24 protein-coding genes are annotated in these 23116 nt (G+C 67.2%); 16 read left to right on the forward strand and 8 right to left on the reverse strand.

Annotated features, from left to right (window positions below):
- Positions 1-6 precede the first annotated feature (6 nt).
- Positions 7-702: a 3'-5' exonuclease gene (locus RJ1_RS18635; RefSeq protein ID WP_073362409.1), complete on the reverse strand. Its 696-nt coding sequence runs from the start codon at positions 700-702 to the stop codon at positions 7-9.
- Between the two features lie 306 nt (positions 703-1008).
- Between RJ1_RS18635 and RJ1_RS18640 the strand changes: the two genes are divergently transcribed.
- Positions 1009-2139: a magnesium and cobalt transport protein CorA gene (locus RJ1_RS18640; protein WP_073362412.1), complete on the forward strand. Its 1131-nt coding sequence runs from the start codon at positions 1009-1011 to the stop codon at positions 2137-2139.
- Positions 2140-2184: 45 nt separating this feature from the next.
- Here the strand turns inward: RJ1_RS18640 and lppU are convergent, their stop codons facing one another.
- Positions 2185-2781 (reverse strand): LppU family putative lipoprotein, encoded by a 597-nt coding sequence (gene lppU, locus RJ1_RS18645; protein WP_073362559.1) that lies wholly within the window; start codon positions 2779-2781, stop codon positions 2185-2187.
- 148 nt (positions 2782-2929) lie between these two features.
- Here lppU and RJ1_RS18650 point away from each other — a divergent pair, with 148 nt between their 5' ends.
- The 11 genes from RJ1_RS18650 (at position 2930) to RJ1_RS18700 (ending at position 14313) form a co-directional block, all read left to right on the forward strand.
- The gene (locus tag RJ1_RS18650; protein WP_073362414.1) at positions 2930-3973 is read left to right on the forward strand and encodes an ATP-dependent DNA ligase; all 1044 of its coding nucleotides are present in this window, start codon (positions 2930-2932) and stop codon (positions 3971-3973) included.
- Positions 3974-5002, forward strand: coding sequence for a DNA polymerase domain-containing protein (locus tag RJ1_RS18655; protein ID WP_073362416.1), 1029 nt, complete (start codon positions 3974-3976; stop codon positions 5000-5002).
- Positions 5003-5055: 53 nt separating this feature from the next.
- On the forward strand, positions 5056-5571 hold the full coding sequence (locus tag RJ1_RS18660; protein ID WP_073362419.1) for a DUF6764 family protein: 516 nt from the start codon (positions 5056-5058) through the stop codon (positions 5569-5571).
- Between the two features lie 93 nt (positions 5572-5664).
- Positions 5665-6873, forward strand: a complete 1209-nt coding sequence (locus RJ1_RS18665) for a serine hydrolase domain-containing protein (RefSeq protein WP_073362422.1) — start codon at positions 5665-5667, stop codon at positions 6871-6873.
- Between the two features lie 17 nt (positions 6874-6890).
- The gene (locus RJ1_RS18670; RefSeq protein ID WP_073362425.1) at positions 6891-7112 is read left to right on the forward strand and encodes a dodecin; all 222 of its coding nucleotides are present in this window, start codon (positions 6891-6893) and stop codon (positions 7110-7112) included.
- 83 nt (positions 7113-7195) lie between these two features.
- Positions 7196-8875 (forward strand): FAD-dependent oxidoreductase, encoded by a 1680-nt coding sequence (locus RJ1_RS18675; RefSeq protein ID WP_073362428.1) that lies wholly within the window; start codon positions 7196-7198, stop codon positions 8873-8875.
- A 169-nt stretch (positions 8876-9044) separates the two neighbouring features.
- Positions 9045-9965, forward strand: a complete 921-nt coding sequence (locus RJ1_RS18680; RefSeq protein WP_073362430.1) for a L,D-transpeptidase — start codon at positions 9045-9047, stop codon at positions 9963-9965.
- A 145-nt stretch (positions 9966-10110) separates the two neighbouring features.
- Positions 10111-10995 carry a carbohydrate ABC transporter permease gene (locus RJ1_RS18685; RefSeq protein WP_205415415.1) on the forward strand — a complete coding sequence of 295 codons (885 nt, stop codon included), beginning with the start codon at positions 10111-10113 and terminating at the stop codon, positions 10993-10995.
- The gene (locus tag RJ1_RS18690) at positions 10992-11894 is read left to right on the forward strand and encodes a carbohydrate ABC transporter permease (protein ID WP_073362436.1); all 903 of its coding nucleotides are present in this window, start codon (positions 10992-10994) and stop codon (positions 11892-11894) included. The genes RJ1_RS18685 and RJ1_RS18690 overlap by 4 nt, the downstream gene beginning before the upstream one ends.
- Positions 11895-11911: 17 nt before the next feature.
- Positions 11912-13231, forward strand: a complete 1320-nt coding sequence (locus RJ1_RS18695; RefSeq protein WP_073362438.1) for an ABC transporter substrate-binding protein — start codon at positions 11912-11914, stop codon at positions 13229-13231.
- 17 nt (positions 13232-13248) lie between these two features.
- The gene (locus tag RJ1_RS18700) at positions 13249-14313 is read left to right on the forward strand and encodes an ABC transporter ATP-binding protein (RefSeq protein WP_073362441.1); all 1065 of its coding nucleotides are present in this window, start codon (positions 13249-13251) and stop codon (positions 14311-14313) included.
- Here RJ1_RS18700 and RJ1_RS18705 read toward each other — a convergent pair whose 3' ends face one another.
- From RJ1_RS18705 to RJ1_RS18715, 3 genes are all read right to left on the reverse strand, one after another.
- Positions 14314-16263 carry a M13 family metallopeptidase gene (locus RJ1_RS18705; RefSeq protein WP_073362561.1) on the reverse strand — a complete coding sequence of 650 codons (1950 nt, stop codon included), beginning with the start codon at positions 16261-16263 and terminating at the stop codon, positions 14314-14316.
- 76 nt (positions 16264-16339) lie between these two features.
- Entirely contained in the window at positions 16340-17332 is a 993-nt protein-coding gene (locus tag RJ1_RS47235) for an intradiol ring-cleavage dioxygenase (RefSeq protein WP_073362444.1), read from the reverse strand.
- Between the two features lie 91 nt (positions 17333-17423).
- Complete coding sequence (locus tag RJ1_RS18715) at positions 17424-18188, reverse strand: pirin family protein (protein WP_073362446.1); 765 nt, start codon at positions 18186-18188, stop codon at positions 17424-17426.
- Between the two features lie 343 nt (positions 18189-18531).
- Here RJ1_RS18715 and RJ1_RS18720 point away from each other — a divergent pair, with 343 nt between their 5' ends.
- Positions 18532-18711 carry a hypothetical protein gene (locus tag RJ1_RS18720; protein WP_073362564.1) on the forward strand — a complete coding sequence of 60 codons (180 nt, stop codon included), beginning with the start codon at positions 18532-18534 and terminating at the stop codon, positions 18709-18711.
- 63 nt (positions 18712-18774) lie between these two features.
- Here the strand turns inward: RJ1_RS18720 and couM are convergent, their stop codons facing one another.
- Genes couM through couN form a run of 3 tightly spaced genes read right to left on the reverse strand, consistent with a single transcriptional unit; the run spans position 18775 to position 21080 of the window.
- A complete protein-coding gene (gene couM / locus RJ1_RS18725) occupies positions 18775-19248 on the reverse strand; it encodes a p-hydroxycinnamoyl-CoA hydratase (protein ID WP_073362448.1) in 474 nt (157 codons plus the stop codon).
- Positions 19249-19281: 33 nt separating this feature from the next.
- Positions 19282-20172 carry a 4-hydroxyphenyl-beta-ketoacyl-CoA hydrolase gene (gene couO, locus RJ1_RS18730; protein WP_073362451.1) on the reverse strand — a complete coding sequence of 297 codons (891 nt, stop codon included), beginning with the start codon at positions 20170-20172 and terminating at the stop codon, positions 19282-19284.
- Positions 20169-21080 carry a 4-hydroxyphenyl-beta-hydroxyacyl-CoA dehydrogenase gene (gene couN / locus RJ1_RS18735; protein ID WP_073362453.1) on the reverse strand — a complete coding sequence of 304 codons (912 nt, stop codon included), beginning with the start codon at positions 21078-21080 and terminating at the stop codon, positions 20169-20171. Before couN ends, couO begins: the two co-directional genes overlap by 4 nt.
- Positions 21081-21194: 114 nt before the next feature.
- Here couN and couR point away from each other — a divergent pair, with 114 nt between their 5' ends.
- From couR to RJ1_RS18750, 3 genes are read left to right on the forward strand one after another with little or no spacing between them, the layout of a single operon-like run.
- A complete protein-coding gene (gene couR / locus RJ1_RS18740; RefSeq protein ID WP_073362456.1) occupies positions 21195-21635 on the forward strand; it encodes a MarR family transcriptional repressor CouR in 441 nt (146 codons plus the stop codon).
- Positions 21636-21639: 4 nt separating this feature from the next.
- Positions 21640-22116 carry a DUF3237 domain-containing protein gene (locus RJ1_RS18745; protein WP_073362459.1) on the forward strand — a complete coding sequence of 159 codons (477 nt, stop codon included), beginning with the start codon at positions 21640-21642 and terminating at the stop codon, positions 22114-22116.
- A gap of 6 nt (positions 22117-22122) precedes the next feature.
- Positions 22123-23031: a LysR family transcriptional regulator gene (locus RJ1_RS18750; RefSeq protein WP_073362462.1), complete on the forward strand. Its 909-nt coding sequence runs from the start codon at positions 22123-22125 to the stop codon at positions 23029-23031.
- Positions 23032-23116 lie beyond the last annotated feature (85 nt).

The raw sequence follows: 23116 nt of genomic DNA on the forward strand, positions 1-23116 counted from the left end.
ACCCGGTCAGGCGATGCGGAACTGTGTGAGACCGCGGATCGGCCACTCGCCGTTGACATCCGATGCGTCACGCCCCTGCCGGACGAGGTAGTCGGCGAAGTCGCGCTGACGTTCGGCATGCCAGTCGGCCTGGTGGGTCATGATGTCGAGGGCCCGCAGATTCGGGTACTCCTGCGCGAGGGTCCGGGCGAGGTGCGCGGCGGCGACCGCATCGGCCTCGGCCTCGTGGGCGTCCTCCAGCGCGATGCCGTAGTGCGCGCACACCGCGCCCAGCGTTCGCCGGCCCTTCCGGTACCTGTCCATCTCGCGGTCGATGACGTACGGGTCGACGACGACGCCGGTGACGAGTTCCGGAAGCCCGAGGCGCAGGCCCTCGGCGTGCATGACGGTCAGGTCGTACGAGGCGTTGAACGCGACGACGGCGAAGTCCCGGGTCCAGGCGTCGTACAGCGCGTCGCGGATCTCCCCGTACCCGGTGGCGTAGTCCTGGCCGTGGGCCCGGGCGTACTCCGTGGAGATGCCGTGCACGGCCGACGCGGCCTCCGGGATCGCGACCTGGGGGTCGAGCAGCCAGGTTCGCGACTCGAAGTGGTGAGCGCCGACGAGGGCGATACACGCGGAGACGATGCGGGCATCGGTGGGGTCGGGCCCCGTCGTCTCGAGATCGAACGCGCAGATCGGTCTGTCCGACCAGCTGGTCATCGGGGGGCCTCTCGGTGGTGATTCGGTGCGCGCCCAGTATCTGCCGCGGAACGCCTCCGATCCGGGACCGACACGGCCGGGATCCCAGGTTGTCGCCGCCGGTCGCCGGGGGTATCGTGTCCTGCGGTCTGCAGTTCGCCCAGGTCGCGAATCGCATTTTTCGAGAGAAGAGGAGGTGTGGCATCCGATGAGAAGCCGACCTCCGAGTACCAACTGAAACCGTTCCACCGGTAGGTGCACGGTTTCACGGTCCGTGTTCCTCAGCGCAGTTCCGCGCTGCCCACTTTTCCTCGAAAGCCCCGTGCCATGCCTCAGCTGCGCCCGATCCGTTCCCTCCTGCCCAGCCGCTCCGCCGGTCTGTCCGACACCGACGCCGGTCATGCGGCCCCTCGCCGTCCCGTCGAACCGACACCGGCCGAGGAAACCGTCGTCAACAGCGCCGTCTACCGCGACGGCCGGAAGACGGCCACGCCGGCCACACTGTCGGAGGCCCTCGGGAGTCTCCCGGACTCGTCCTCGATGGCGTGGATCGGGATGTACCGGCCGAACGACGCCCAGTTGTACGCGGCGGCAAAGCAATTCGATCTGCACGAGCTGGCCGTCGAGGACGCGATCGTCGCCCATCAGCGACCCAAGCTCGAGCGGTACGGCAAGACACTGTTCGTGGTCCTGCGCGCCGCGCGGTACTGCGACGAGACCGAACGCGTCGAATTCGGTGAGCTGCACGTCTTCTGCGGTCCGACGTTCGTGCTCACCGTCCGGCACAGTGAGTCTCCCGACCTGTCGGCGGTCCGCAGGCGGATGGAGAGCAATCCGGACCTGCTCCGGCTCGGACCCGAGGCCGTCCTCTACGCCATCCTCGACGCGGTGGTCGACGGGTACGCGCCGGTCGTCGCCGGGCTGCAGAACGACATCGACGAGATCGAGACAGAGGTGTTCAGCGGAGCGCCGGGCGTGTCGCGGCGCATCTACGAGCTGACCCGTGAGGTCATCGAATTCCAGAGGGCCACAAGGCCGCTGCTCGGGATGCTGCGGGGGTTGTCGGACGGATTCGAGAAGTACAACACCGACGAGGAACTGCAGCGCTATCTGCGTGACGTCACCGACCACGCGACCGTCGTCGTCGAGCGCGCGGACGGGTTCCGGCAGTTGCTCGGGAACATCCTGACCGTCAACGCCACCCTGGTGTCGCAGGAACAGAACGAGGAGATGCGCAACCTGACGCAGGCCAGCTATGCGCAGAACGAGGAGATCAAGAAGGTGTCGGCGTGGGCGGCGATCCTCTTCGCGCCCACCCTGATCGGGACCGTCTACGGCATGAACTTCGACCACATGCCCGAACTGCACTGGGCGGGTGGGTATCCGTTCGCCCTGTCGCTGATGATGCTCACCTGTGCCGGGCTGTACACGATCTTCAAACGCCGGGGCTGGTTGTGAGCGGGGCCGGCTGCGGGTGAACCCGCAGCCGGCCGGCGCCTGCCGTCAGAGTTCGTCTACACAGACGACGAATTTGCGCTCCGTGTACTCGTACCCGTTGGACGACGTGCCGCACGAGTCCACGGACGTGGCGCCCTGCACGATCTCCGTCACCTTCACACCGTCGACCGCCGTGGTGTCGCCGCAGTCGATGCGCGCGGGATCCTCGCCGCCGACGTCCATGCACCCGCCGACGACCCAGTCCACGTCGAGGCAGATCGCGCCCTGCTCGACGCCGCCGAGGGTTTCGTAATAGTACGAGTCGGCGTCGCTGATGCACTGGCTGTTCTTCGCGGCCTTGGCGATCACCTTGTAGTTCGAGTCGGCGCTGCCGCACACCGCCTTGTCGATCTCGGCGTCGGTGACGGTGCCGCCGAGCTTCACGCACTCACCGATCGCGACCTCGAAGTCGACGTCCCCGCCGGCGTCCTCGCCTTCCTGGCCGTCGATCACGGTGGTCGATTCGCTGGACGAGGTGGCCGCGGAGGCCCCCGACTCCGGCACCGCGGTGGGCGTCGTGTCCGAACCGCACCCTGCGACCAGAAGTGCCGTCGCCGACACCGCGACGACTGCGGTACACACCCGCCGAACTAACCCTGTCATGTCTGACCCCTCCGTCAGGTGACGGCCCGCCACCCGTTCCTCTGAGATGACCGTTGCCACCTCGACCGTGTCCACCGCAATTGCCGTGTCGCGCATTATTTGATTACATCGCTGTCCGATTTACCAATCGTGGTGACAGTATGGACGGGTGGATCTCCCCGTGATGCCTCCGTTACAGCCGATGCTCGCGAAGGCTGCGTCGTCGGTTCCGGTGCAACCGGAGTCCGGGCTCGTCTGGTCGTACGAACCGAAATGGGACGGTTTCCGCACCCTCGTGTTCCGCGACGGCGACGAGGTGGTACTCGGCTCCCGTGGCGGAAAAGATCTGGCCAGGTACTTTCCCGAGCTGGTGCGCGCGGTGCGGGAGGAGCTGCCGGAGCGGTGCGTGGTCGACGGCGAACTCGTCGTCCCCCGCGACATCGACGGCCGCACCCGGCTGGACTGGGAGTCGTTGTCGGAGCGCATTCATCCCGCGGAGAGCCGCGTGACGATGCTGTCGGAGAAGACTCCGGCCCAGTTCGTCGCCTTCGATCTGCTCGCCCTGGGCGACCGCGACCTCAGCCGGGAAGACTTCTCCGTCCGCCGCGCACAACTCGTCGACACCATCGGCGGCGGCCCGAGCTGCCACGTCACGGCGGCCACCGAATCCAGCGACGTCGCCACCGAATGGTTCGAGGCGTTCGAGGGGGCCGGCCTCGACGGGGTGGTGGCGAAGAAACTGGTGGGCCCGTACCTGCCGAACAAGCGGGAGATGGTGAAGGTGAAGCACGCCCGCACCGCCGACTGCGTCGTCATCGGATACCGGCCGCACAAGAGTCAACCGGGTATCGGGTCGATGCTGCTCGGCCTCTACGACGGCGACGACATGGCGATGGTCGGCGGCGCGTCGGCGTTCACGGCGGCGCGGCGGATCGAACTGCTCGCCGAACTCGACGAGCTGCGGGTCGGCGAGGACGTCGTCGCCGACGGGGCACCGACGCGGTGGCAGTCGGGCAACGACCGCACCTGGGTGCCGTTGCGCCCCGAACGGGTGGTCGAGGTGGCGTACGACCAGATGGAGGGCGCACGATTCCGGCATGCCGCGCGGTTCCTGCGCTGGCGTCCGGACAGGACGCCCGACGAGTGCACGTTCCAACAATTGGAGGTCCCGGTGCGATACGACCTTGCCGACGTCCTGGCCGGAGGTTCCTAGATGGCGAGTCCCGCCGAAGAACTCGACGTCGACGGCGTCGCCGTGCGGCTGTCGAGTCCCGACAAGATCTACTACCCGAAACTCGGCGCCGAGGGCGGCACGAAACGGCACCTGGTGGAGTACTACCGCACCGTGGCGCTGAACGGTGCGCTGCTCGGTGCACTGCTCGATCGGCCGACACACCTGCAACGGTTCCCGGACGGGGTCGAGGGTGAGGAGATCTACCAGAAGCGGGTTCCCGCGAAGCGCCCCGACCACGTCGAGTCGTGTGAGGTCACGTTCCCGTCCGGCCGCACGGCCGACGTGCTCCGGGTGCGCAGCGCCGCGAACATCGTGTGGGCGGCGAACCTCGGCAACATCACGTTCCACCCGTGGGCGGTGCGGTGCCCCGACGTCGATCACCCCGACGAACTGCGCATCGACCTGGACCCGCAGCCGGGCACCGGATTCGACGACGCCCGCGCGGTCGCGCTGGACGTGCTCCAGCCACTATTGGACGAACTCGGACTGGTCGGCTACCCCAAGACGTCGGGTGGCCGCGGGCTGCACGTGTATCTGCGCATCGAGCCGCGCTGGGATTTCATCGAGGTGCGCCGCGCCGGCATCGCCCTCGCGCGGGAGATCGAGCGGCGCAGCGGCGACCGGGCCACCACGTCCTGGTGGAAGGAGGAACGCGGCGAACGCATCTTCCTCGACTTCAACCAGAACGCGCGCGACAAGACCATCGCGTCCGCATACTCGGCCCGCAAGACCCCGATCGCGACCGTGTCGACGCCCGTCACGTGGGAGGAACTCGTCGACGTCGACCCCGACGACTTCACCATCGCGACCGTGCCCGCCCTGCTCGAGAAGCGTGGCGACCCCATGGCCACCATGGGTGACGTGGTGCAGTCGCTGGACGGGCTGCTGGAGATGGCCGAACGCGACGCCGCGAACGGACTCGGCGATCTCCCGTACCCGCCCAATTACCCCAAGATGCCGGGAGAACCCAAGCGGGTACAACCGAGTCGGGACCGAGACCGCAAATAGCCGGCACTCACGTAGGCTCTGGACGGTCGGGTCGGGAACAATGTGAGGTCGCCATGGAACGTACGACAGTCGGTACTGCCGGACTCGCCCTCGGTGTCGTCGCGACGGCACTGGGGACCCTGATGATCGCGCCGGCCACCGCGTCGGCGGTGTCCCTCTCCTGCGTGTCCCCGCCGGGCCGGGGCGACACCACGGTCGTCGATCGCACCGCGTGCGGGGCCAACGCCGATCCGAGCAGCAATTCGGCGGCCTTCGGCACCGACGGTGTCGGTTTCGCCGACGCGGCGCACGCGGGTGCGGCGCTCGGGGCCGGACTGGGCGGCGGCGTCGGTGCAGCAGAGGCGCACCGGGGTGTCGTCGCCGCGGTCGCCGTCGGGCCCGAGAGTGTCGCGATCGGAACGGTCGACGGTGCCGGTCCCGCGCTGGTACTGAGCGGTCCGGGAGGGCAGGCGCTCGTCGCGGATCCGGCCAAGGGCGTGGTGTGCGCCGCGGGACCGTCGCTCGCGGTCAATTTCCTTGCAGGTCAAGCGTGTCTCAGCGACGGCATAACAGTGTGGCGGCTTCCCTGAACGGCACCCCGGTCCGCGTCGTATGGTGACGGTAGTCACAATGGGCTGACGCAACTGCCGTAGGACATACGGCAGCGAGATCGGAGGTGGTCGATGACGACCAGCGTTCGAGTTCCCCGGCCCGCGTCCGTGCCACGGACGGAGCTGCACGTCGATCCGCGGTTCCTGCCGCTCGCCGACCGGTTCTTCGCGATGTACCGGCAACCTCAGCACGGTGGCGGGGCGCTCACCGCGTACTTCCGGGGTGAGAAAGTCCTCGACATCTGGGCGGGCTGGGCAGACCGCGACCGCCGGTGGGACCGCGACACGATGGCCCTGTCGTTCTCGACGGGAAAGGGTGTGGCCAGCACCGTCGTCCACAGGCTCGCCGAGCGTCGGCTGATCGACTACGACGCTCCGGTGGCGCGCTACTGGCCCGAATTCGGCGCGGCAGGCAAGGACGACATCACCGTCCGGGATCTGCTCACGCACCGCGCCGGGCTGCACAAGGTGCGGGGGCTGATGCGGAGCCCACTCGATCTCCTCGAATACGACGCCGTCGTGCAGGCCCTCGCGGCCACCCGGGCGGATCCGCGCCGCCTGCGCGGTCCCGGATATCACGCCGTCACCTACGGCTGGTTGGTGGCCGAACTGATCGCCCGTGTCACCGGAAAACCGTTCGTGCAGGTCGTGCACGACGAGATCGCCGGTCCGCTCGGCGTCGACGACTTCTGGTATCAGGTTCCCGGACACCACCGTCCGCGAATCGCGAAACTGTTTCCGCACATCAACCCGGCCGGACTCAACTGGGAACTCACTTCGAACGTGCTGTCTCTCGTCGGGCCCACCCGCGGACTCGCCGAGGCGGCGATGCCGCAGGGGTTCGACGTGCTGGTCCGGAATCCCGCGGTGCACGACGCGGTGATGCCCGGCTGGAACGGCGTGTTCAGCGCGCGGGCCCTCGCCCGGATGTACGGGGCCATCGCCAACGGCGGCAAGATCGACGGCCGCCGGTTCCTGCGCAAGTCCACCATCGCGCAGATGTCGGAGGTGCAGACCCGCGACCGCGACTACGTCCTCGGCATCCGGCCACACTGGTCGCTCGGCTACCACCGGCCGCTCCTCGCGACGACGCGGGAACAACCGCGGAACGCGATCGGGCACTACGGCGTCGGCGGGTCCGGCGCCTACGCCGACCTCGACAGCGGACTGTCGCTGGGTTTCGTCACCAACCGGCTCGGCAGTTCTCTCACGGCTCTCGGTGATCTTCGTCTGGCCCGGCTCGGTGTCGAGGCGCAGGCGATCGTCCGGAACGGCAAGTAACCACGAAAGGAATCCTGATGAGTGATCACGTGTACCGGGTCGTCGAGGTCGTCGGTTCGTCGAGCGACAGCACCGACGCGGCCATCAAGAACGCCATCGCGCGGACCAACGAGACCGTGCGCAACGTCGAATGGTTCGAAGTGGTCGAGACCAGGGGCCACGTCGAGAACGGCGCCGTCGCGCACTACCAGGTCACCCTGAAGGTCGGATTCCGCGTGGAGCCGGGCGATGCGGTCTGACCTTCTCGCACAAAAGTGGAACACGTTATAGTCTGGTGTCACATTTCGACGACTGACTGCGCGTACCCAGGTAGGGGAGAACCGTGGCTTATGTGATCACGCAGCCGTGCTGCAACGACGCCTCGTGCGTCGATGTCTGTCCGGTCAACTGCATCCATCCCACACCGGACGAGAAACCGTTCGCGACCACGGAAATGCTGTACATCGACCCGGACACCTGCATCGACTGCGGGGCCTGCGTCGAGGAGTGCCCGGTGGAGGCGATCTACGCGGAGAACGACCTCGACGAGGTCGACGAGCCGTACCTCGACATCAACGCGCAGTACTACACCAAGCACCCCATCGGCCCCGACTGGCCGGAGCCGCTCACGCTGCCGCAGATCGACGCCGCGCTCGGCACCCTCCACGTCGCGGTGGTGGGGTCCGGGCCGGCCGCCTGTTACGCCGCGATGGAACTGACCGCTAAGCCGCGCGTCGAGGTCGACATCTTCGACCGCCTGCCCACCCCGTACGGTCTGGTGCGCGCCGGTGTCGCGCCGGACCATCCGGGCACCAAGGGCGTCACCGACCAGTTCCGCTCGGTCGTCGGCAAGCGCACGGTGCACTGCCACTTCAACGTGGAGGTGGGCCGCGACGTGAGCCACGAGGAACTGCTCGCGCACCACCACGCCGTGATCTACGCGGTCGGTGCGGCCGGCGACCGTGCGCTGGGCATACCCGGTGAGGATCTCGTCGGCAGCCACGCCGCCACCGAATTCGTCGCCTGGTACAACGGTCATCCCGACTACGCCGACCGCACGTTCGACCTGTCGGGGGAGCGGGCCGTCATCGTCGGCAACGGCAACGTGGCCCTCGACGTGGCCCGCATCCTCGTCACCGACCCGGAGGTCCTGGCCAAGACGGATCTCGCGGACCACGCACTCGAGGCGCTGCGGGCCAGCAAGATCCGTGAAGTCGTGATTCTCGGCCGCCGTGGGCCCGCCCAGGCCGCGTACACCAACCCCGAACTCCTGGCACTCGGGCGCATGCCGAACGTGGACATCGTCGTCGACCCGGACGAAGCGGTACTCGACCCCGCGAGCCGCGCGTTCATCGACGGCGACGAGGCCGAGCCGTGGCAGCGCCACAAGGTGAAGCAGGTCGAGGACTTCGCCCGCCGCACCGCCGACCCGGCGAAGAAGCGGATCGTGCTGAGCTTCCTGGCATCGCCCGTCGAGATTCTCGGCACCGGCGCCGTCGAATCGGTGCGCATCGCCCGGAACGAGATGGTCGCGGACGCGTCCGGCACGCTCAGCGCCAAACCCTCCGACGACACCACAACGCTCGACACCGGCCTGGTGCTGCGCTCGATCGGCTACCGCGGTCAGCCGGTGGCCGGCATCCCCTTCGACGACCGGCGCGGCGTCATCCCCAACGAGAACGGCCGGGTGATCGATCCGGAGACCGGCACGCCGGTGCCCGGCGTGTACGTCGCGGGCTGGATCAAGCGGGGGCCGACGGGTGTGATCGGCACCAACAAGTACTGCTCCGCGGAGACCGTCACGATGGTGATCGACGACTTCGCCGCCGGGCGGCTCGACGCGCCCGCCGACCGTGAGGGCCTCGACCGGCTGATCGCCGAGCGCGCGCCGGACGCCGTCGACTACCAGGGCTGGCAGCGCATCGACAAGACGGAGCGCGCCGGCGGCAAGGCCACAGGCCGCACCCGCGCCAAACTGATCACCATCGAGAGCATGCTGGCCGCTGCCCGTGCCGATACCTGATCGTGAGCTCTTCTTGACCGCTCGGTGACTCCGCGTGCCCGCAGGCCGCGGAGCGGCAACGATTGCGGGCAAATTGCTCGTGGCCGGATGATGTGTGTTAATGGCAGTGCGCGATTGATAGGTCCGTCGGGGACGCGCGTTGTACACGTCGTCGAACGAGAGTGGTCATATGGGCAAGTCAGGAATCGGTTTTTCCAGGAACAAGCACTGGTCTTCGCGCGTCGCTGTCGCACTGACCGGCGCTGTGGTGTCGGGAACGGCACTGGTGGGGGCCGCGCAGGCCGCACCGCTGTTTCCCGGTGGACCCGAGATCCCGGCCCTTCCCGCGCTGCCGGGTCTGCCCGGCGCGCCGCAACTCCCGCTTCCGGAACCGGCACCCGCGCCGGCGAACTTCTCGGCTCCCTCCCTCAACCCGGGTGCGGGCGAGGTCGTGGGTGTCGCACAGCCGGTGATCATCCGGTTCAACGAGGCGATCGGCGACCGCGCCGCCGCCGAGCGCGCTATCAAGGTCACCACCAGCCAGCCGGTCGAGGGTGGCTTCTACTGGATCAACGACAGCCAGGTGCGGTGGAAGCCCACCGAGTTCTGGCCCGCGAACACCGAGGTCACCGTGGACGCCGGCGATTCGCACTCCACGTTCACCATCGGTGACGCGTTCGTGGCGACCGCGGACGACAACACCAAGCAGATCACGGTCACCCGCAACGGCGAGGTGGTCAAGACCATGCCGACGTCGATGGGCAAGACCGACCACGAGACACCGAACGGCACGTACATCATCGGCGACAAGTTCCGGGACATGTACATGGACTCCTCCACGTACGGTGTGCCGGTCGACTCCGCGGAGGGGTACCGCACCTACGTCGAGTACGCCACCCGCATGTCGTACAGCGGCATCTTCGTCCATGCCGCACCGTGGTCGGTGGACGCCCAGGGCAACACCGACGTCAGCCATGGCTGCCTCAACGTCAGCACCGAGGACGCCAAGTGGTTCTACGAGAACTCGAAGAAGGGCGATGCCGTCGTCGTGCAGAACACCGCCGGCGGCGTGCTGAACGGCTCCGACGGTCTCGGCGACTGGAACCGCTGAACCTGATCTGATCACGCACGTTCCGTAGCCCGCACAGTTCAATGTGCGGGCTACGGCAATTTACCGGCTATTCGTTATCGGTCGTCAGACTGCCGCAGTGAGATCTGGTCCGGAACGAACCCTGCCGTCGCCGGGAAAGCAGGGAATGCTCGGGCGTCCGTGGCGGGACTACGCGCTGTTCGTGGCGCTGGTGGGCCCCAATCTGGTTCTGCTCGTTCTGTTCACCTACCGCCCGCTGGTCGACAACATCCGGCTGTCGTTCTTCGACTGGAACATCGCCGACCCCGTCGCCACCTTCGTCGGCTGGGGCAACTACCGCGAGTGGTGGAGCCGTCCTGACACTTGGCAGATCGTCGGGAACACCGTCGTGTTCACCGTTGCCACCGTGGCGGGGTCGATGGTCGCGGGTCTCGCACTCGCCCTGCTGCTGGACCGTAAGCTGCACGGCCGCAACCTTGTTCGGTCGGCGATCTTCGCGCCGTTCGTCATCTCGGGCGCCGCGATCGGAGTGGCCTTCCAATTCGTGTTCGATCCCCGGTTCGGGCTGATCCAGGACCTCCTGCACCGCGTGGGTGTCGACTCCGTTCCCGACTTCTATCAGGATCCGCACTGGGCGCTGTTCATGGTGACGGTCACCTATATGTGGAAGAACCTCGGCTACACGTTCGTGATCTACCTTGCGGCACTGCAGGGTACGCGGCGCGAGCTGACGGAGGCCGCGGAGATCGACGGGGCGAGCACGTGGACGACGTTCCGCCGGGTCGTGCTCCCGCAGCTGCGTCCCACCACCTACTTCCTCTCGATCACGGTGATGCTGGGCTCCCTTCAGGTGTTCGACATCATCAACGTGATGACCCGGGGTGGTCCGCTCGGCACCGGAACCACCACGATGGTCTACCAGGTCTACAACGAGTCGTTCCGCAACTTCCGCGCCGGTTACGGCGCCACGGTCGCGACGATCATGTTCCTGGTCCTGCTCGGAATCACCGTCTACCAGGTGCGGATCATGGATCGCGGTGACGGCCGGTGACCGCGGACACCGTGCGTGACCAGCGCAGCACGGATGTGCCGGTGACGGCGGAGGACGCGATCCGTGACCATCGCCGGCGGGAAGCGGTCGTGACGGCCCTCGGGTACGCCGCGATGGTGGCCGTGCTGGTGATGGTGGCACTGCCGCTGTACTGGATCGTGATGACGTCGTTCAAGGATCGCCCGGACGTATACACCATCCCGGTCACGTGGTGGCCCGGCACCTTTCATCCCGAGAACTACTCCGAGGCCACCACGGCGGTGCCGTTCTGGACGTTCCTGCGCAACTCGGTGATCATCACCGGGGTGCTGGCCGTCGTGAAGTTCACGCTCGGCGTGTTCAGCGCCTATGGGCTGGTGTTCCTGCGGTTCCCGGGCAAGAACCTCGTGTTCCTCGGCATCATCGCCGCGTTGATGGTGCCCAACCAGATCACGGTCATCTCCAACTACGCACTCGTCGCCGAATGGGGCTGGCGGAACAGCTTTCACGGCATCATCGTTCCGCTCGCCGGGGTCGCGTTCGGCACGTTCCTGATGCGCAACCACTTCCTGTCGATACCCACCGAAATCATCGAGGCGGCGCGGATGGACGGCGCCGGCCACGTCCGGCTGCTGTGGCGGGTGGTCCTGCCGGTGTCCGGCCCCACCATGGTCGCGTTCGCGATCATCACCGTCGTCACCGAGTGGAACGAATACCTGTGGCCGTTCCTGATGGCCGACGACGCGTCCGTGGCGCCGTTGCCGATCGGGCTGACCCAGCTCCAGAACAACGACGGGCTCACCAACTGGGGTCCGGTGATGGCGGGGACGGTGCTCACCATGCTTCCGATCCTTGCGGTTTTCCTTGTGCTGCAACGGCACATGATCAAGGGCCTCACATCGGGTGCGGTCAAGGGATAGCGGACACGAGGAGAGACATGAATCGGATGAATCGTCGGGGATTCCTCGGGCTGGCCGGTGCGGTGGCGGCCGGCGCCGCGCTGACGGCGTGCGCGGGATCCGGGTCGGGTTCGTCTGCGACCTCCGGTGCGGCCGGTGACGCGAACACCATCACGTTCTGGTCCAACCACCCCGGCAAGTCCCAGGACGTCGAACGCGAGCTGATCAACCGGTTCCAGGCCAGGTACCCCGAACTCACGGTGAATCTCGTCGACGGCGGCAAGAACTACGAGGAGGTGTCGCAGAAGTTCAACGCCGCACTGTCGGGCGGCGAACTCCCCGACGTCGTCGTCCTGTCGGACGTCTGGTGGTTCAACTACGCCCTCACCGGTGCCATCGAGCCCCTCGACGGGCTGTTCGGGGAGGTCGGCGTCGACTCCGCCGACTACGTCGACTCATTGCTCGCCGACTACCTGTTCCAGGGCATGCACTACGCGCTCCCGTACGCCCGGTCGACGCCGCTGTTCTACTACAACAAGCAGGTGTGGGCGCAGGCCGGCCTGCCCGACCGCGGTCCCGCCACCTGGCAGGAGTTCGACCAGTGGGGTCCCGAACTGCAGAAGGTGATGGGCGGCGGCAAGCTGGCCCACGGCTGGGGCGACGCCAAGAACTACCTCGGCTGGACGTTCGAGGGACCGGTCTGGACGTTCGGCGGCGCCTACTCCGATCAGTGGGATCTGAAGTTCGGCGACGAGAAGACGATCGCCGCGGGGACGTTCCTGAAGGACATGATCCACACGAAGAAGTACGCGGCCGTGTCCAGTGACATCGCCAACGAGTTCGGCGCCGGCATCGTCGCCTCGACCATCGCCTCGACCGGGGACCTGTCGGGGATCACCAAGTCCGCCGCCTTCGACTTCGGCACCGCCTTCCTGCCGGCGTCGGGTGCGCCGGGCTGCCCGACGGGTGGCGCGGGCCTCGCCGTTCCGGCGCGAATCTCCGACGAGCGGAAGAAGAACGCGCTGAAGTTCATCGACTTCGTGACGAACGGCGAGAACACCGCATACTTCTCCCAGAACGTCGGATACATGCCCGTCCGCAAATCCGCTGTCGAGGACCCGAGCATGAAGGCGTACCTCGACGCCAATCCCAACGCGCGCACCGCCGTCGACCAGCTCGCGAAGACCCGGTCGCAGGACTACGCCCGTGTGTTCGTGCCCGGCGGCGACCAGATCATCGGCACCGGACTCGAACAGATCGCCCTCCAGAACGCGGATGTGGCAGCGACGTTCGCCGGTGTCGGGGCGCAACTGCAGCAGATCATCGACCGCCAGATCACACCCAAGCTGCCCCAGTAGGAGGAGAAGGAACTTTCATGGCCAACGTGCAGTTCGCAGGCGTCACCCACCGCTATCCCGGAGCCGATCGACCCGCGGTCGATCGCCTGGACCTCGACATCGCGGACGGTGAGTTCCTCGTCCTGGTCGGTCCGTCGGGGTGCGGCAAGTCGACCAGCCTGCGGATGCTGGCCGGCCTCGAAGCCGTCGAGGCCGGCCGGATCGAGATCGGCGGCAGCGACGTCACCGCGCTGCCGCCCCGGGCACGCGACGTGGCCATGGTGTTCCAGAGTTACGCGTTGTATCCGAACATGACCGTCGCCGACAACATGGGTTTCGCGCTCCGCAACGCCGGCGTCGGGAAGGTGGAACGCACCGCGCGAGTGCTGGAGGCGGCGCGGATGCTCGAACTGGAACCCCTGCTGGATCGTAAACCCGCCAAACTGTCCGGCGGGCAGCGTCAGCGGGTGGCGATGGGCCGGGCCATCGTGCGGCACCCCAAGGTGTTCTGCATGGACGAACCGCTGAGCAACCTCGACGCGAAGCTGCGGGTGAGTACCCGGTCGCAGATCGCGGGGCTGCAGCGCAGGCTCGGCACGACCACCGTCTACGTCACGCACGACCAGGTGGAGGCCATGACGATGGGCGACCGGGTGGCGGTCATGCAGGGTGGGCGACTCCAGCAGGTCGCTCGCCCGCGTGAGCTGTACGACAACCCGGTCAACACATTCGTCGCCGGATTCATCGGTTCGCCCGGAATGAACCTCATGGACACCCCGGTCCGGGACGGCGCCGCCGAATTGGGCGACCTGCGGATTCCGGTGCCGCACTCGGCGATCGGGGACGAGTCCGTCATCGTCGGCGTGCGCCCGGAGTCGTGGACGCTGGTGGGGTCGTGGCGGAAGGACTCCTACACGGTGGAGGCGGACCTCCTCGAGGAACTCGGTGCGGAGTCGTTCGTGTACGCGTCCGGCACGACCGGAAGGGTGGTGGTGCGGGTAGACCGCACCCGCACCGTCGCCGCGGGGGAGCGGGTGCACCTGCAGCCCACACCGGGTGAGGTGTACTTCTTCTCCGCGGCGACGGGTGACCGCCTGCGCTAGCTACCAGATCTTCACGCGCTCGTCCGGGTCGAGGTACAGTGCGTCGCCGGGCTGGACGTCGAACGCATCGTGGAACGTGTCGAGGTTGCGGACCACACCGTTGCAGCGGAACTCCGGCGGCGAGTGCGGGTCGACGGCGAGGCGGCGGAGCGCCTCCGCGTCCCGTGCCTTGGTGCGCCACACCTGAGCCCAGCCGAAGAACACCCGCTGGAGACCGCTGAGGCCGTCGAGGACCTCGGTGTCGGACCCCTCCGTGGCGATCCGGTACGCCGCGATGGCGATGGACAGGCCACCGAGGTCGCCGATGTTCTCACCGATGGTGAACTCGCCGTTCACGGTGTGGCCGGGCAGCGCTTTCGGCTCGAACGCGTTGTACTGCTCGATCAGCGCCTTCGTCCGCTTGCCGAACTCGGTGCGGTCGTCGTCGGTCCACCAGTCGATCATGTTGCCGTCGCCGTCGTACTTCGCACCCTGATCGTCGAAACCGTGCCCGATCTCGTGCCCGATGACGGCACCGATGCCACCGTAGTTGGCGGCGTCGTCGGCCGCGGCGTCGAAGAACGGCGGCTGCAGAATGGCTGCGGGAAAGACGATTTCGTTCATGCCCGGGTTGTAGTACGCGTTGACCGTCTGCGGTGTCATGAACCACTCGTCGCGGTCCACGGGGCCACCGAGCTTCGCGAGATCGCGGTCGTACTCCGCGGCGTAACCGCTGCGGTAGTTGCCGACCAGGTCGTCGTGGGAGATGGTGACGGCCGAGTAGTCACGCCACTTGTCGGGGTAGCCGATCTTCGGCGTGAACTTCTCGAGCTTGCGCAGTGCGGCCTGCCGGGTCTCCGGGCTCATCCAGTCGAGATCGGAGATGTTGCGCCGGTACGCCTCCTGCAGATTCGCGACGAGTTCCTGCATGCGGGCCTTCGCGTCCGCCGGGAAGTGCCGCTCGACGTACAGCTTGCCGACGGCCTCGCCCAGCAGGTCCTGCACCAGGGACACGCCACGCTTCCAGCGTTCGCGAATCTCCTCGGCGCCGGTCAGCGTCTTCCCGTAGAACGCGAAATTCTCCTCCACCAGGGCCTGCGTCAGGTACGGTGCGCGGGACCGGATGACGTTCCACGTGGCCCACGCCTTCCAGTCGTCGAGGGCTTCGGATGTCCACAGCCCGGTGAGGGTGGTGAGGAAGTCGGGCTGGCGGACCACGATCTCGGCGAACTGCTCGGCGCTGCCACCGAGCGCGTCGATCCACGACGACCAGTCGAACCCGGCGGGGAGCTGCTCGAGGGTGAGCAGGTTGTAGCTCAGCTCCGCATCGCGACGCTTGACGACGTCCCAATGACCTGCCGCGATCTTCGTTTCCAGGTCGAACACCCGCTGCGCGTCGTAGTCGACGCCGGCGAGGGCGAACATCTTCGCGATGTGCGCCACATACGCCTCGCGGATCTCCGCATAGTCGTCCTGGCGGTAGTACGACTCGTCGGGCAGGCCGATCCCCGACTGGCTGAAGTGGACGAGGTAACGCTCGGAGTTCTTGGCATCCGTGTCGACGTAGTGTCCGACGGCCCCGCCGACCCCGGTGCGCTGCTGGCGGCCGAGGACGGCGGCGAGCGCAGACAGGTCGGCGGCCGCAGCCACGTCGGCGAGTTCCCCCGCGATCGGTGCGAGACCCGCGGCCTCGACGACGCCCGCATCCATGAAGCTGCCGTACAGGTCGCCGATGCGCTGCGCATCGGTCGTCGGCGCGGCGCCGGAGCCCGCCGCTTCCTCGATGATGTTCTGGACGTCGACCTCGGCCTTGTCATACAGCGTGCGGAACGCGCCGTCGATAGCCCTGTCCGCGGGAATCTCGTAGTCGTCGATCCACTTGCCGTTCACGTGGACGAACAGGTCGTCCTGGGCGCGGGTGTCGTTGTCGAGGTGAGTGAGGTCGATGCCGGAGCGCTGAGCCGTGGTCATGCGTTCCATCCTTACACCGTTCCGCGGGGAGCGGTCCACCACTGCGCTCAGGGCGAAACAGACGACCGGTGACCGATCAGACGTCGATGCCGAGGTTGATCGCCGCGAGATAGCCGTCCGACTGCTCGGCGACGGTCAGCATGCCGGCGTCGTCGTAGATGCCATCGGTGGCGTTGGTGACGTTGTTCTCGCGTCCGGTGTGGTCGGAGTACGGCGCGGTCGCGTACACCTCGTCGAGCAGTGCCTCGTCGAAGAACAGCTGCGTGGTGAGCACCGTCTTCTTGTCGATGTGCACCTTGAGATGGATATGCGTGGTCCGGCCGGTGTACCAACCGGGGAAGATGGTGGTGAACTGGGCGATGCCGTTCGCGTCCGTGGTCTGGGCTCCGCGCAGGTAGGTGCCGTCGTCCGTGGTGGTGGCCTCGCTGTCGCCGGAGCTGTAGGACCCGTCGGACGTCTCGCCCGAACCGCCGGACATGTCGCCACCGGGGCCGCCACCGGGGCCGCCTGCCGGGGGCTGGCCACCGCCGCCCGGGCCGCCGCCACCCGGTCCACCCGCCGGCGGCGCACCGGCGGGCGCTCCGTTGCCGCCGAGGTCCGCGGCCTTGGACCCCGACTCGAAGCCGGAGTACACACCGCCGGCGTCGCAGTGCCAGATCTCCACGACGGCGTTGCTCACCACCGCGGCGGTGCCGTCGGTGGAGCAGTTCGTCAGGTCCTGCACCCGCAGTGCGAGCTGCAGCTTCGTGCCGGGCCGATCTTCCCGGATGTCGCCGCGGATGGAGTCGACGTCGAACCAGTACGGTCCCTGCGTCTCCTCGACGGCCATGACGCACTGCGGTGCCTGGTCGAGCAGGGCGGTGACGGCGGCCGTGCCTGTGGTGGTGCCTGCGGCGGCCGTGCCCGTGGTGGTGCCTGCGGCGGCCGTCGAGGTGGCCGACGACGATGTGTTGCCGCTCCCGTTGCCGGTGCAGGCGGCGATGAGCCCACCCAGACTCACCGTGCCGCCGACGGCCAGCGCTCGGCGGCGGCTGATGCGTAGGCGGCTCTTCTCGACGTCTTTGTTCACAATCGGTACCTCTCCATGATCGGGCTGTGACCCGATCGTGGCGCACGAACCTGCGCGCAGCGTGCCGTCACGCTGTGAACTTGCTGGGAACTCACCCGCCGATGCGGGCGTGCATCTCCCAGACGAGGACCTCCGCACCGGAGTGCGAGGAGATCTGCTGGCCGCCGGAGGCGCTCAGCCGGACGGCGTCGCCCTCGTACACGGTGCCGACACCCTCCATCTCTGCGGTGCCCTGGGCGACGAAGACGTGGAGGAACGGTGCCTCGGGAAGCGTGACCGGCGTGCCGGGGAAGACCCGTGCGACGTGCAGGGCCGCGTGCTTGTTGTTGATCCGAATCGCCGAATTGGCCTTGTATTCGGGCATTCCGGACGCTACGGGCACCAGACCGCCCTTGAGGATCTCGTCCTCGATCTCGAGTTGTTCGTAACTCGGTGTGAGGCCGGCTTCGTCGGGTACCACCCACATCTGGACGAAATGCACCGGCTCGTGGTGCTGCTCACCGCTCAGACGCCAGCTGTCGTTCTTCTCGGAATGCATGATGCCCTTGCCTGCGCTCATGCGTTGCGCAAGGCCGGGATAGATGATGCCGGAGTGGCCGATCGAGTCCTGATGGACGAGCGAGCCGCGGAGCACCCACGTGACGATCTCCATGTCCTTGTGCGGGTGCGTCTCGAATCCCTGACCCGGGAGCACGGTGTCGTCGTTGTTCACGAGGAGTAGCCCGTGGTGCGTGTTGTCGGGGTCGTAGTGCTGGCCGAAGGAGAACGAGTGCTTCGAATCCAACCAGGAAATCTTGGTTTTCAGCCGATCGCCGGCGCGATGAACATAGACGTGAGGTGTGGTGACTGCTGGCATATCGGTCCTCCTTCGGGTGGTACCCGGTCCAGAGTACGAGGTGCCGGCTGCGTGTACTCGCAAGACGGTGTCGATTGTGCATCGAATTCATCGCCCGCTCGATGCGGTGGAAGGGTCCGCTTCGACGGCGAAAAGAGGTTGCGCAGTGTGACATTGGCGCACGGCGCGCGTGTAAGGCGGTGTTCGGCAAAGGGTTTCGGCAACACCGGAAATTGCATGGAAGACGAGCGTCCAGTTCGCCGCGTCGGGAATGCCCGCTTCGACCGAACCCGCGGCGTACAGTTCGAATTGTGCGTCCGGAATCGCAGGATTCCGGCACGTCGCACACAGCGGAAGGAGCGTGATGAAGGCGAATTCGGATCGACACGATCAGCACCTCCCCGAGCATCAGCGGATCGCAGATCTCGTCGACGACATGGAAGACCGTCTGGCCGCCGAACGCGAGGCGAAGGGAGTCGCGGGCAACGCGTCCGAGCGCAAGCAGGCGGAACAGGTCGAGCCTGACGACCAGGCTCCCGAGTAGTGCGCCTCCGGCGCCTGTGAGTACTTATTAACCGCGGGCGGTTAATAAGTACTCACGGGGCGGTCACTCGAAGAAGCGGTACACGGCCTCGAGGACCACGGCGGGACGCTCGCTGCCCTCGAGTTCGATCTGCCCGGCGACCGTCACCTGGACACCGCCCTTGGGCAGTTCCTCGACGGACGCCAGCGTGGCGTTGAGCCGGACCCGACCCTCGGCGGGCACGGGGTTGGTGAACCGGACCTTGTTCAGTCCGTAGTTGACGGCCATGGTCACGCTGTCGACGGTCAGGACCTCGTCCCACATGGGGATGATCAGCGACAATGTCAGGTAGCCGTGGGCGATGGGTCCGCCGAACGGGCTCTCAGCCTTGGCGCGTTCGGGGTCGACGTGAATCCACTGGTGGTCGTCGGTGGCGTCGGCGAACGTGTTGATCCGCTGCTGGGGGATGTCGATCCACGAGCTGGTGCCCAGCGGCTTGCCCTCGAGTGCGGCGAGGTCGGCCAGAGTGGCGACCCGGGTGGTGGTTGCGGTGGTCATGAGGTCTCCTGTCAGTGCTTGATAGCGAGAACGTCAGTGCTTGATGTCGAGAACGCGGAGGGCGTTCTGCTTGAAGATCAGGGGTGCGACCTCGGGTTTGATGTCGAGGCCCGCGAAGTCCTTCATCCAGCGGTCGACCTGGATGACGGGGAAGTCGGAGCCGAACAGCACCTTGCCGCGGAGCATGCTGTTGGCGGCCTTGACCAGCTGCGGCGGGAAGTACTTGGGTGACCACCCGGACAGGTCGATGTACACGTTGGCCTTGTGGGTGGCGATGGAGATCTGCGCGTCGACCCACGGCACGGCCGGGTGGGCCATGACGATGGTGAGGTCGGGGAAGTCGGCGGCGACGTCGTCGAGCAGCATCGGGTCGGAGTAGCGCAGTTTGATGCCGTGCCCGCCGGGTAGTCCGGCGCCGATCCCGGTCTGACCGGTGTGGAACAGAGCCGGGACGCCGGCCTCGGTGATGGCCTCGTAGAGCGGGTAGAAGCGGCGGTCGTTCGGTTCGAAGCCCTGCATGCTGGGGTGGAACTTGAACCCCTTCACGCCGTATTCGTCGACGAGGCGGTGCACGCGCCGGACGGCGGCCTTGCCCTGCCAGGGGTCGACGGATCCGAAGGGGATGAGGACGTCGTTGTGGCGGGCGGCGCCCTCGGCGATCTCCTCGACGGAGTTGGCGGCGTGGCCGGTGGCGGCGCCGGCGTCGACGGTGAACACGACGGCGGCCATGTTCCGGGCCCGGTAGTGGTCGGCGATCGCGTCGATGGTCGGGGTGCGTTCCTCGCCGGATTTGAAGTACTTCTCCGACGCGGCCATCAGTTCGTCGTCGAGGGACCGGTGCCCGCACCCGTCGATCTCGACGTGGGTGTGGATGTCGATGGCGTCGATCTTGTCGAAGTCGATGCCGTACTCGTAGCGGCTCACTTCGCCATCAGCTCCTCGGGGAATTCCTCGCCGACGGACTGGACGGCGTCGCCGAATGTGCCAGTCCATTCGGCGGCGATGTCGTCGGCGGACCAGCCGCTGTCGTGGTACTCGACCGCGGTGAGTTCGGGGTGCGACCACAGCGCGAGGCGGTCCCCGCCGACTGCGAAGGCCTGCCCGGTGATCTCCGCGGCGGCGTCGGAGGCGAGGAACGAGATGATGCCGGCGGCGTCCTCGGGGGTGCCCATCCCGACCTCGCGACGGATGATCGCGGGCAGCGGCTCGCCGTTCTTCATGCCCTCGATGTAGGGGGCGAGGAAGGGGACGGTCTCGGTCATCGCGGTCGCGGCGACGGGGCAGACGGCGTTGGCGGTGATTCCGGCGCGCTGCAGTTCCATCGCCCAGGTGCGGACCATGCCGACGATGCCCGACTTGGCGCCGGAGTAGTTGGTCTGCCCGAAGTTTCCGCGCTGGCCTGCGGGGGAGCCGATGCAGATGATCCGACCTCCGTCGCCCTGCTCACGGAACTTCAGGACGGCTTCACGGACGCAGGTGAACGTGCCGCGCAGGTGCACGCCCACGACGGCATCGAAGTCGTCGTCGGTCATCTTCCACAGCACCTTGTCGCGGAGGATGCCGGCGTTGGTGACCATGATGTCGAGGCGACCGAACGCCTCGACCGCACCGGCGACCAGCTTCTGGGCCGTCTCGGTGCTGCCGACCGGGGCGACGACGGCGACGGCGCGTCCGCCTGCGGCCGTGATCTCGGCGACGGCGGCGTCGGCAGTGGCCTGGTTGACGTCGTTGATCACGACCGCGGCGCCGTGGCGCACCAGGTCCTTGGCGTAGGCGAGCCCGAGGCCCTGCCCGCTGCCGGTGACGACGGCGACTTTGTTACTGAGGTCCATGTCGTGATTCTCCTAAGCTCGTGTTCGCTGAATCACACGTAATCATTGATGATTGAGAATGTCAATGATTAAGATCTGCTACTCTACCGACAATCATCAGAAGGGGGTCGTCGCATGGCGGACTCGCAGGCGTTATCGGACGACATCGGGTTCCTGCTCTCGCGCGTCGGCGGAATGGTGCTGGGCTCGGTCAACAAGGCCCTCGTTCCCACGGGTCTGCGGGTGCGCTCCTACTCGGTCCTGGTTCTCGCCTGCGAACAGGCCGAGGGCGTCAACCAGCGCGGGGTGGCCGCCACGATGGGGCTCGACCCCAGCCAAATCGTCGGCCTCGTCGACGAACTCGAGGAACGCGGACTCGTCGTGCGCACCCTCGACCCCTCGGATCGCCGCAACAAGCTGATCGCCGCCACCGAGGAGGGGCATCGGCTCCGCGACGACGCGAAGGCGCGGGTCGACGCCGCGCACGGACGCTACTTCGAGGGCATCCCCGAAGCGGTCGTGAATCAGATGCGGGATACGTTGCAGGGCATCGCCTTTCCTGCATCCGCCGAGTAGCGCGATGGCGGACGTGCTCGCTCCGGTCGCGCCCGGCCTGTCGTTCCTGGCGACGTTCGTCGTGGAGGTGGCCGATCCGGTGGAGATCGGGTCCACACCCGAGGGCGTGCGTCGCATCATTCCTATCGTCGGTGGACGCGTCGAAGGCCCCGAGTTACGCGGCACCGTGCTCCCGGCCGGAGCGGATTTCCAGTTGCTCAGCTCGGCCACGCTCACCGAACTCGAGGCCAAGTACGCCATCGAGACCGACGACGGCGACCGGATCTACGTCACCAACTTCGGGCTGCGCTCGGGCACCGCCGAAGACATCGCCAAACTCGTCGGCGGCGAGCCGGTCCCGCCCGAGCGCATCTACTTCCGCTGCACGCCGCGGCTCACCGCCGCCGAGGGCCGATGGGCCTGGTTGCGGTCGCGGATCCTCGTCGGCACCGGGGAGCGCCTTCCCGGCGAGGTGCGGCTCACGGTGTTCGTGGTGGACTGACCGACCGTGGAAATCCGCTGGATGAAGTCGTTCGTCGCGGTCGCCGAAGAACTCAACTACGGCCGGGCGGCCGAGGTGCTGCACATCGCGCAGCCGGCGGTCAGCCAGCAGGTGCAGCAACTCGAGAAGCGGCTCGGCGTCAAACTCTTCGACCGCACCACGCGATCGGTCCGGCTCACCGCGGCGGGCGAACGACTCCTCCAGCCGTGCAAGGACGCGCTCGCCGCGGTCGATCGGGCCGTCGATGCCGCGGTGATCGCGGATCCGGCGGTCGAAGGCCGTGTCCGGGTCGGTTTCAGCGGTGCGTACGGGCAGACCGAATTGTCCTCTCTGGCACGGTCGGTGCGCCGTCGTTACCCCCTGATCGATCTCGTTCTCGAGGGGGCCACGGTCAGTGGGCAGATCCTCGACGAAATCTGGGAGGGGCGCCTGGATCTGGGGATCGTCTCGGATTCGGTGTCCCACCCCCACGTGCTCAACCGGCAGATCTCGGTGGAGCACCTCAGCGCTCTACTCCCGAGTGATCACCCTCTCGCCGAACGGAAGTCGATCGACCTCGTGGAACTCCGGGATGAAACGTTCGTCGCGAATCCCGCCGCCACCGGATCCACGCTTCGGCGGGATCTGCTCGCCGCCTGCCGGGACGCCGGGTTCGCGCCGAACATCGTGCAGGAGACCACCGACGGCATCGTGCTGACCGCACTCGTCGCGGCGGGTGTGGGGGTGGCGCTCGTACCCGGTGACGTGCAGACGTATCCCAACCGGGTGGTGCTCGTTCCCCTCGATGCCGGCCGCTTCGAAGTCCGGGCGGCGCTGGCCTGGTCGGACCGGCCCGTGTCGCCCGTCGTGCAGACGGTCCTCGACCTCGCCGCCGAGGTGCTGCCCACGCCGACCGTGGTCGCGGACAATCGATAACGATCGCTTATCAATCACCGCCGATACTGCTCTTGGACGGTGATCGGTTTCTTTGGCAGAGTCTCCCTCGGCAGCAACGGATGTG

This window comes from Rhodococcus jostii NBRC 16295, assembly GCF_001894825.1.
Classification (GTDB): Bacteria; Actinomycetota; Actinomycetes; order Mycobacteriales; family Mycobacteriaceae; genus Rhodococcus_F; species Rhodococcus_F jostii.

What these genes read in the sequence shown, in the direction of transcription:
- RJ1_RS18670 (WP_073362425.1), top strand. Translation starts at nt 6,891, where the DNA reads ATGAGTGATCACGTGTACCGGGTCGTCGAGGTCGTCGGTTCGTCGAGC.
- RJ1_RS18635 (WP_073362409.1), bottom strand. Translation starts at nt 702, where the DNA reads ATGACCAGCTGGTCGGACAGACCGATCTGCGCGTTCGATCTCGAGACG.
- RJ1_RS18705 (WP_073362561.1), bottom strand. Translation starts at nt 16,263, where the DNA reads ATGACCACGGCTCAGCGCTCCGGCATCGACCTCACTCACCTCGACAAC.
- RJ1_RS18655 (WP_073362416.1), top strand. Translation starts at nt 3,974, where the DNA reads ATGGCGAGTCCCGCCGAAGAACTCGACGTCGACGGCGTCGCCGTGCGG.
- RJ1_RS18685 (WP_205415415.1), top strand. Translation starts at nt 10,111, where the DNA reads ATGCTCGGGCGTCCGTGGCGGGACTACGCGCTGTTCGTGGCGCTGGTG.
- couN (WP_073362453.1), bottom strand. Translation starts at nt 21,080, where the DNA reads ATGGACCTCAGTAACAAAGTCGCCGTCGTCACCGGCAGCGGGCAGGGC.
- RJ1_RS18745 (WP_073362459.1), top strand. Translation starts at nt 21,640, where the DNA reads ATGGCGGACGTGCTCGCTCCGGTCGCGCCCGGCCTGTCGTTCCTGGCG.
- RJ1_RS18665 (WP_073362422.1), top strand. Translation starts at nt 5,665, where the DNA reads ATGACGACCAGCGTTCGAGTTCCCCGGCCCGCGTCCGTGCCACGGACG.
- RJ1_RS18695 (WP_073362438.1), top strand. Translation starts at nt 11,912, where the DNA reads ATGAATCGGATGAATCGTCGGGGATTCCTCGGGCTGGCCGGTGCGGTG.
- couM (WP_073362448.1), bottom strand. Translation starts at nt 19,248, where the DNA reads ATGACCACCGCAACCACCACCCGGGTCGCCACTCTGGCCGACCTCGCC.
- RJ1_RS18700 (WP_073362441.1), top strand. Translation starts at nt 13,249, where the DNA reads ATGGCCAACGTGCAGTTCGCAGGCGTCACCCACCGCTATCCCGGAGCC.
- couR (WP_073362456.1), top strand. Translation starts at nt 21,195, where the DNA reads ATGGCGGACTCGCAGGCGTTATCGGACGACATCGGGTTCCTGCTCTCG.
- lppU (WP_073362559.1), bottom strand. Translation starts at nt 2,781, where the DNA reads ATGACAGGGTTAGTTCGGCGGGTGTGTACCGCAGTCGTCGCGGTGTCG.
- RJ1_RS18680 (WP_073362430.1), top strand. Translation starts at nt 9,045, where the DNA reads ATGGGCAAGTCAGGAATCGGTTTTTCCAGGAACAAGCACTGGTCTTCG.
- RJ1_RS18640 (WP_073362412.1), top strand. Translation starts at nt 1,009, where the DNA reads ATGCCTCAGCTGCGCCCGATCCGTTCCCTCCTGCCCAGCCGCTCCGCC.
- RJ1_RS18720 (WP_073362564.1), top strand. Translation starts at nt 18,532, where the DNA reads ATGAAGGCGAATTCGGATCGACACGATCAGCACCTCCCCGAGCATCAG.
- RJ1_RS18660 (WP_073362419.1), top strand. Translation starts at nt 5,056, where the DNA reads ATGGAACGTACGACAGTCGGTACTGCCGGACTCGCCCTCGGTGTCGTC.
- RJ1_RS18715 (WP_073362446.1), bottom strand. Translation starts at nt 18,188, where the DNA reads ATGCCAGCAGTCACCACACCTCACGTCTATGTTCATCGCGCCGGCGAT.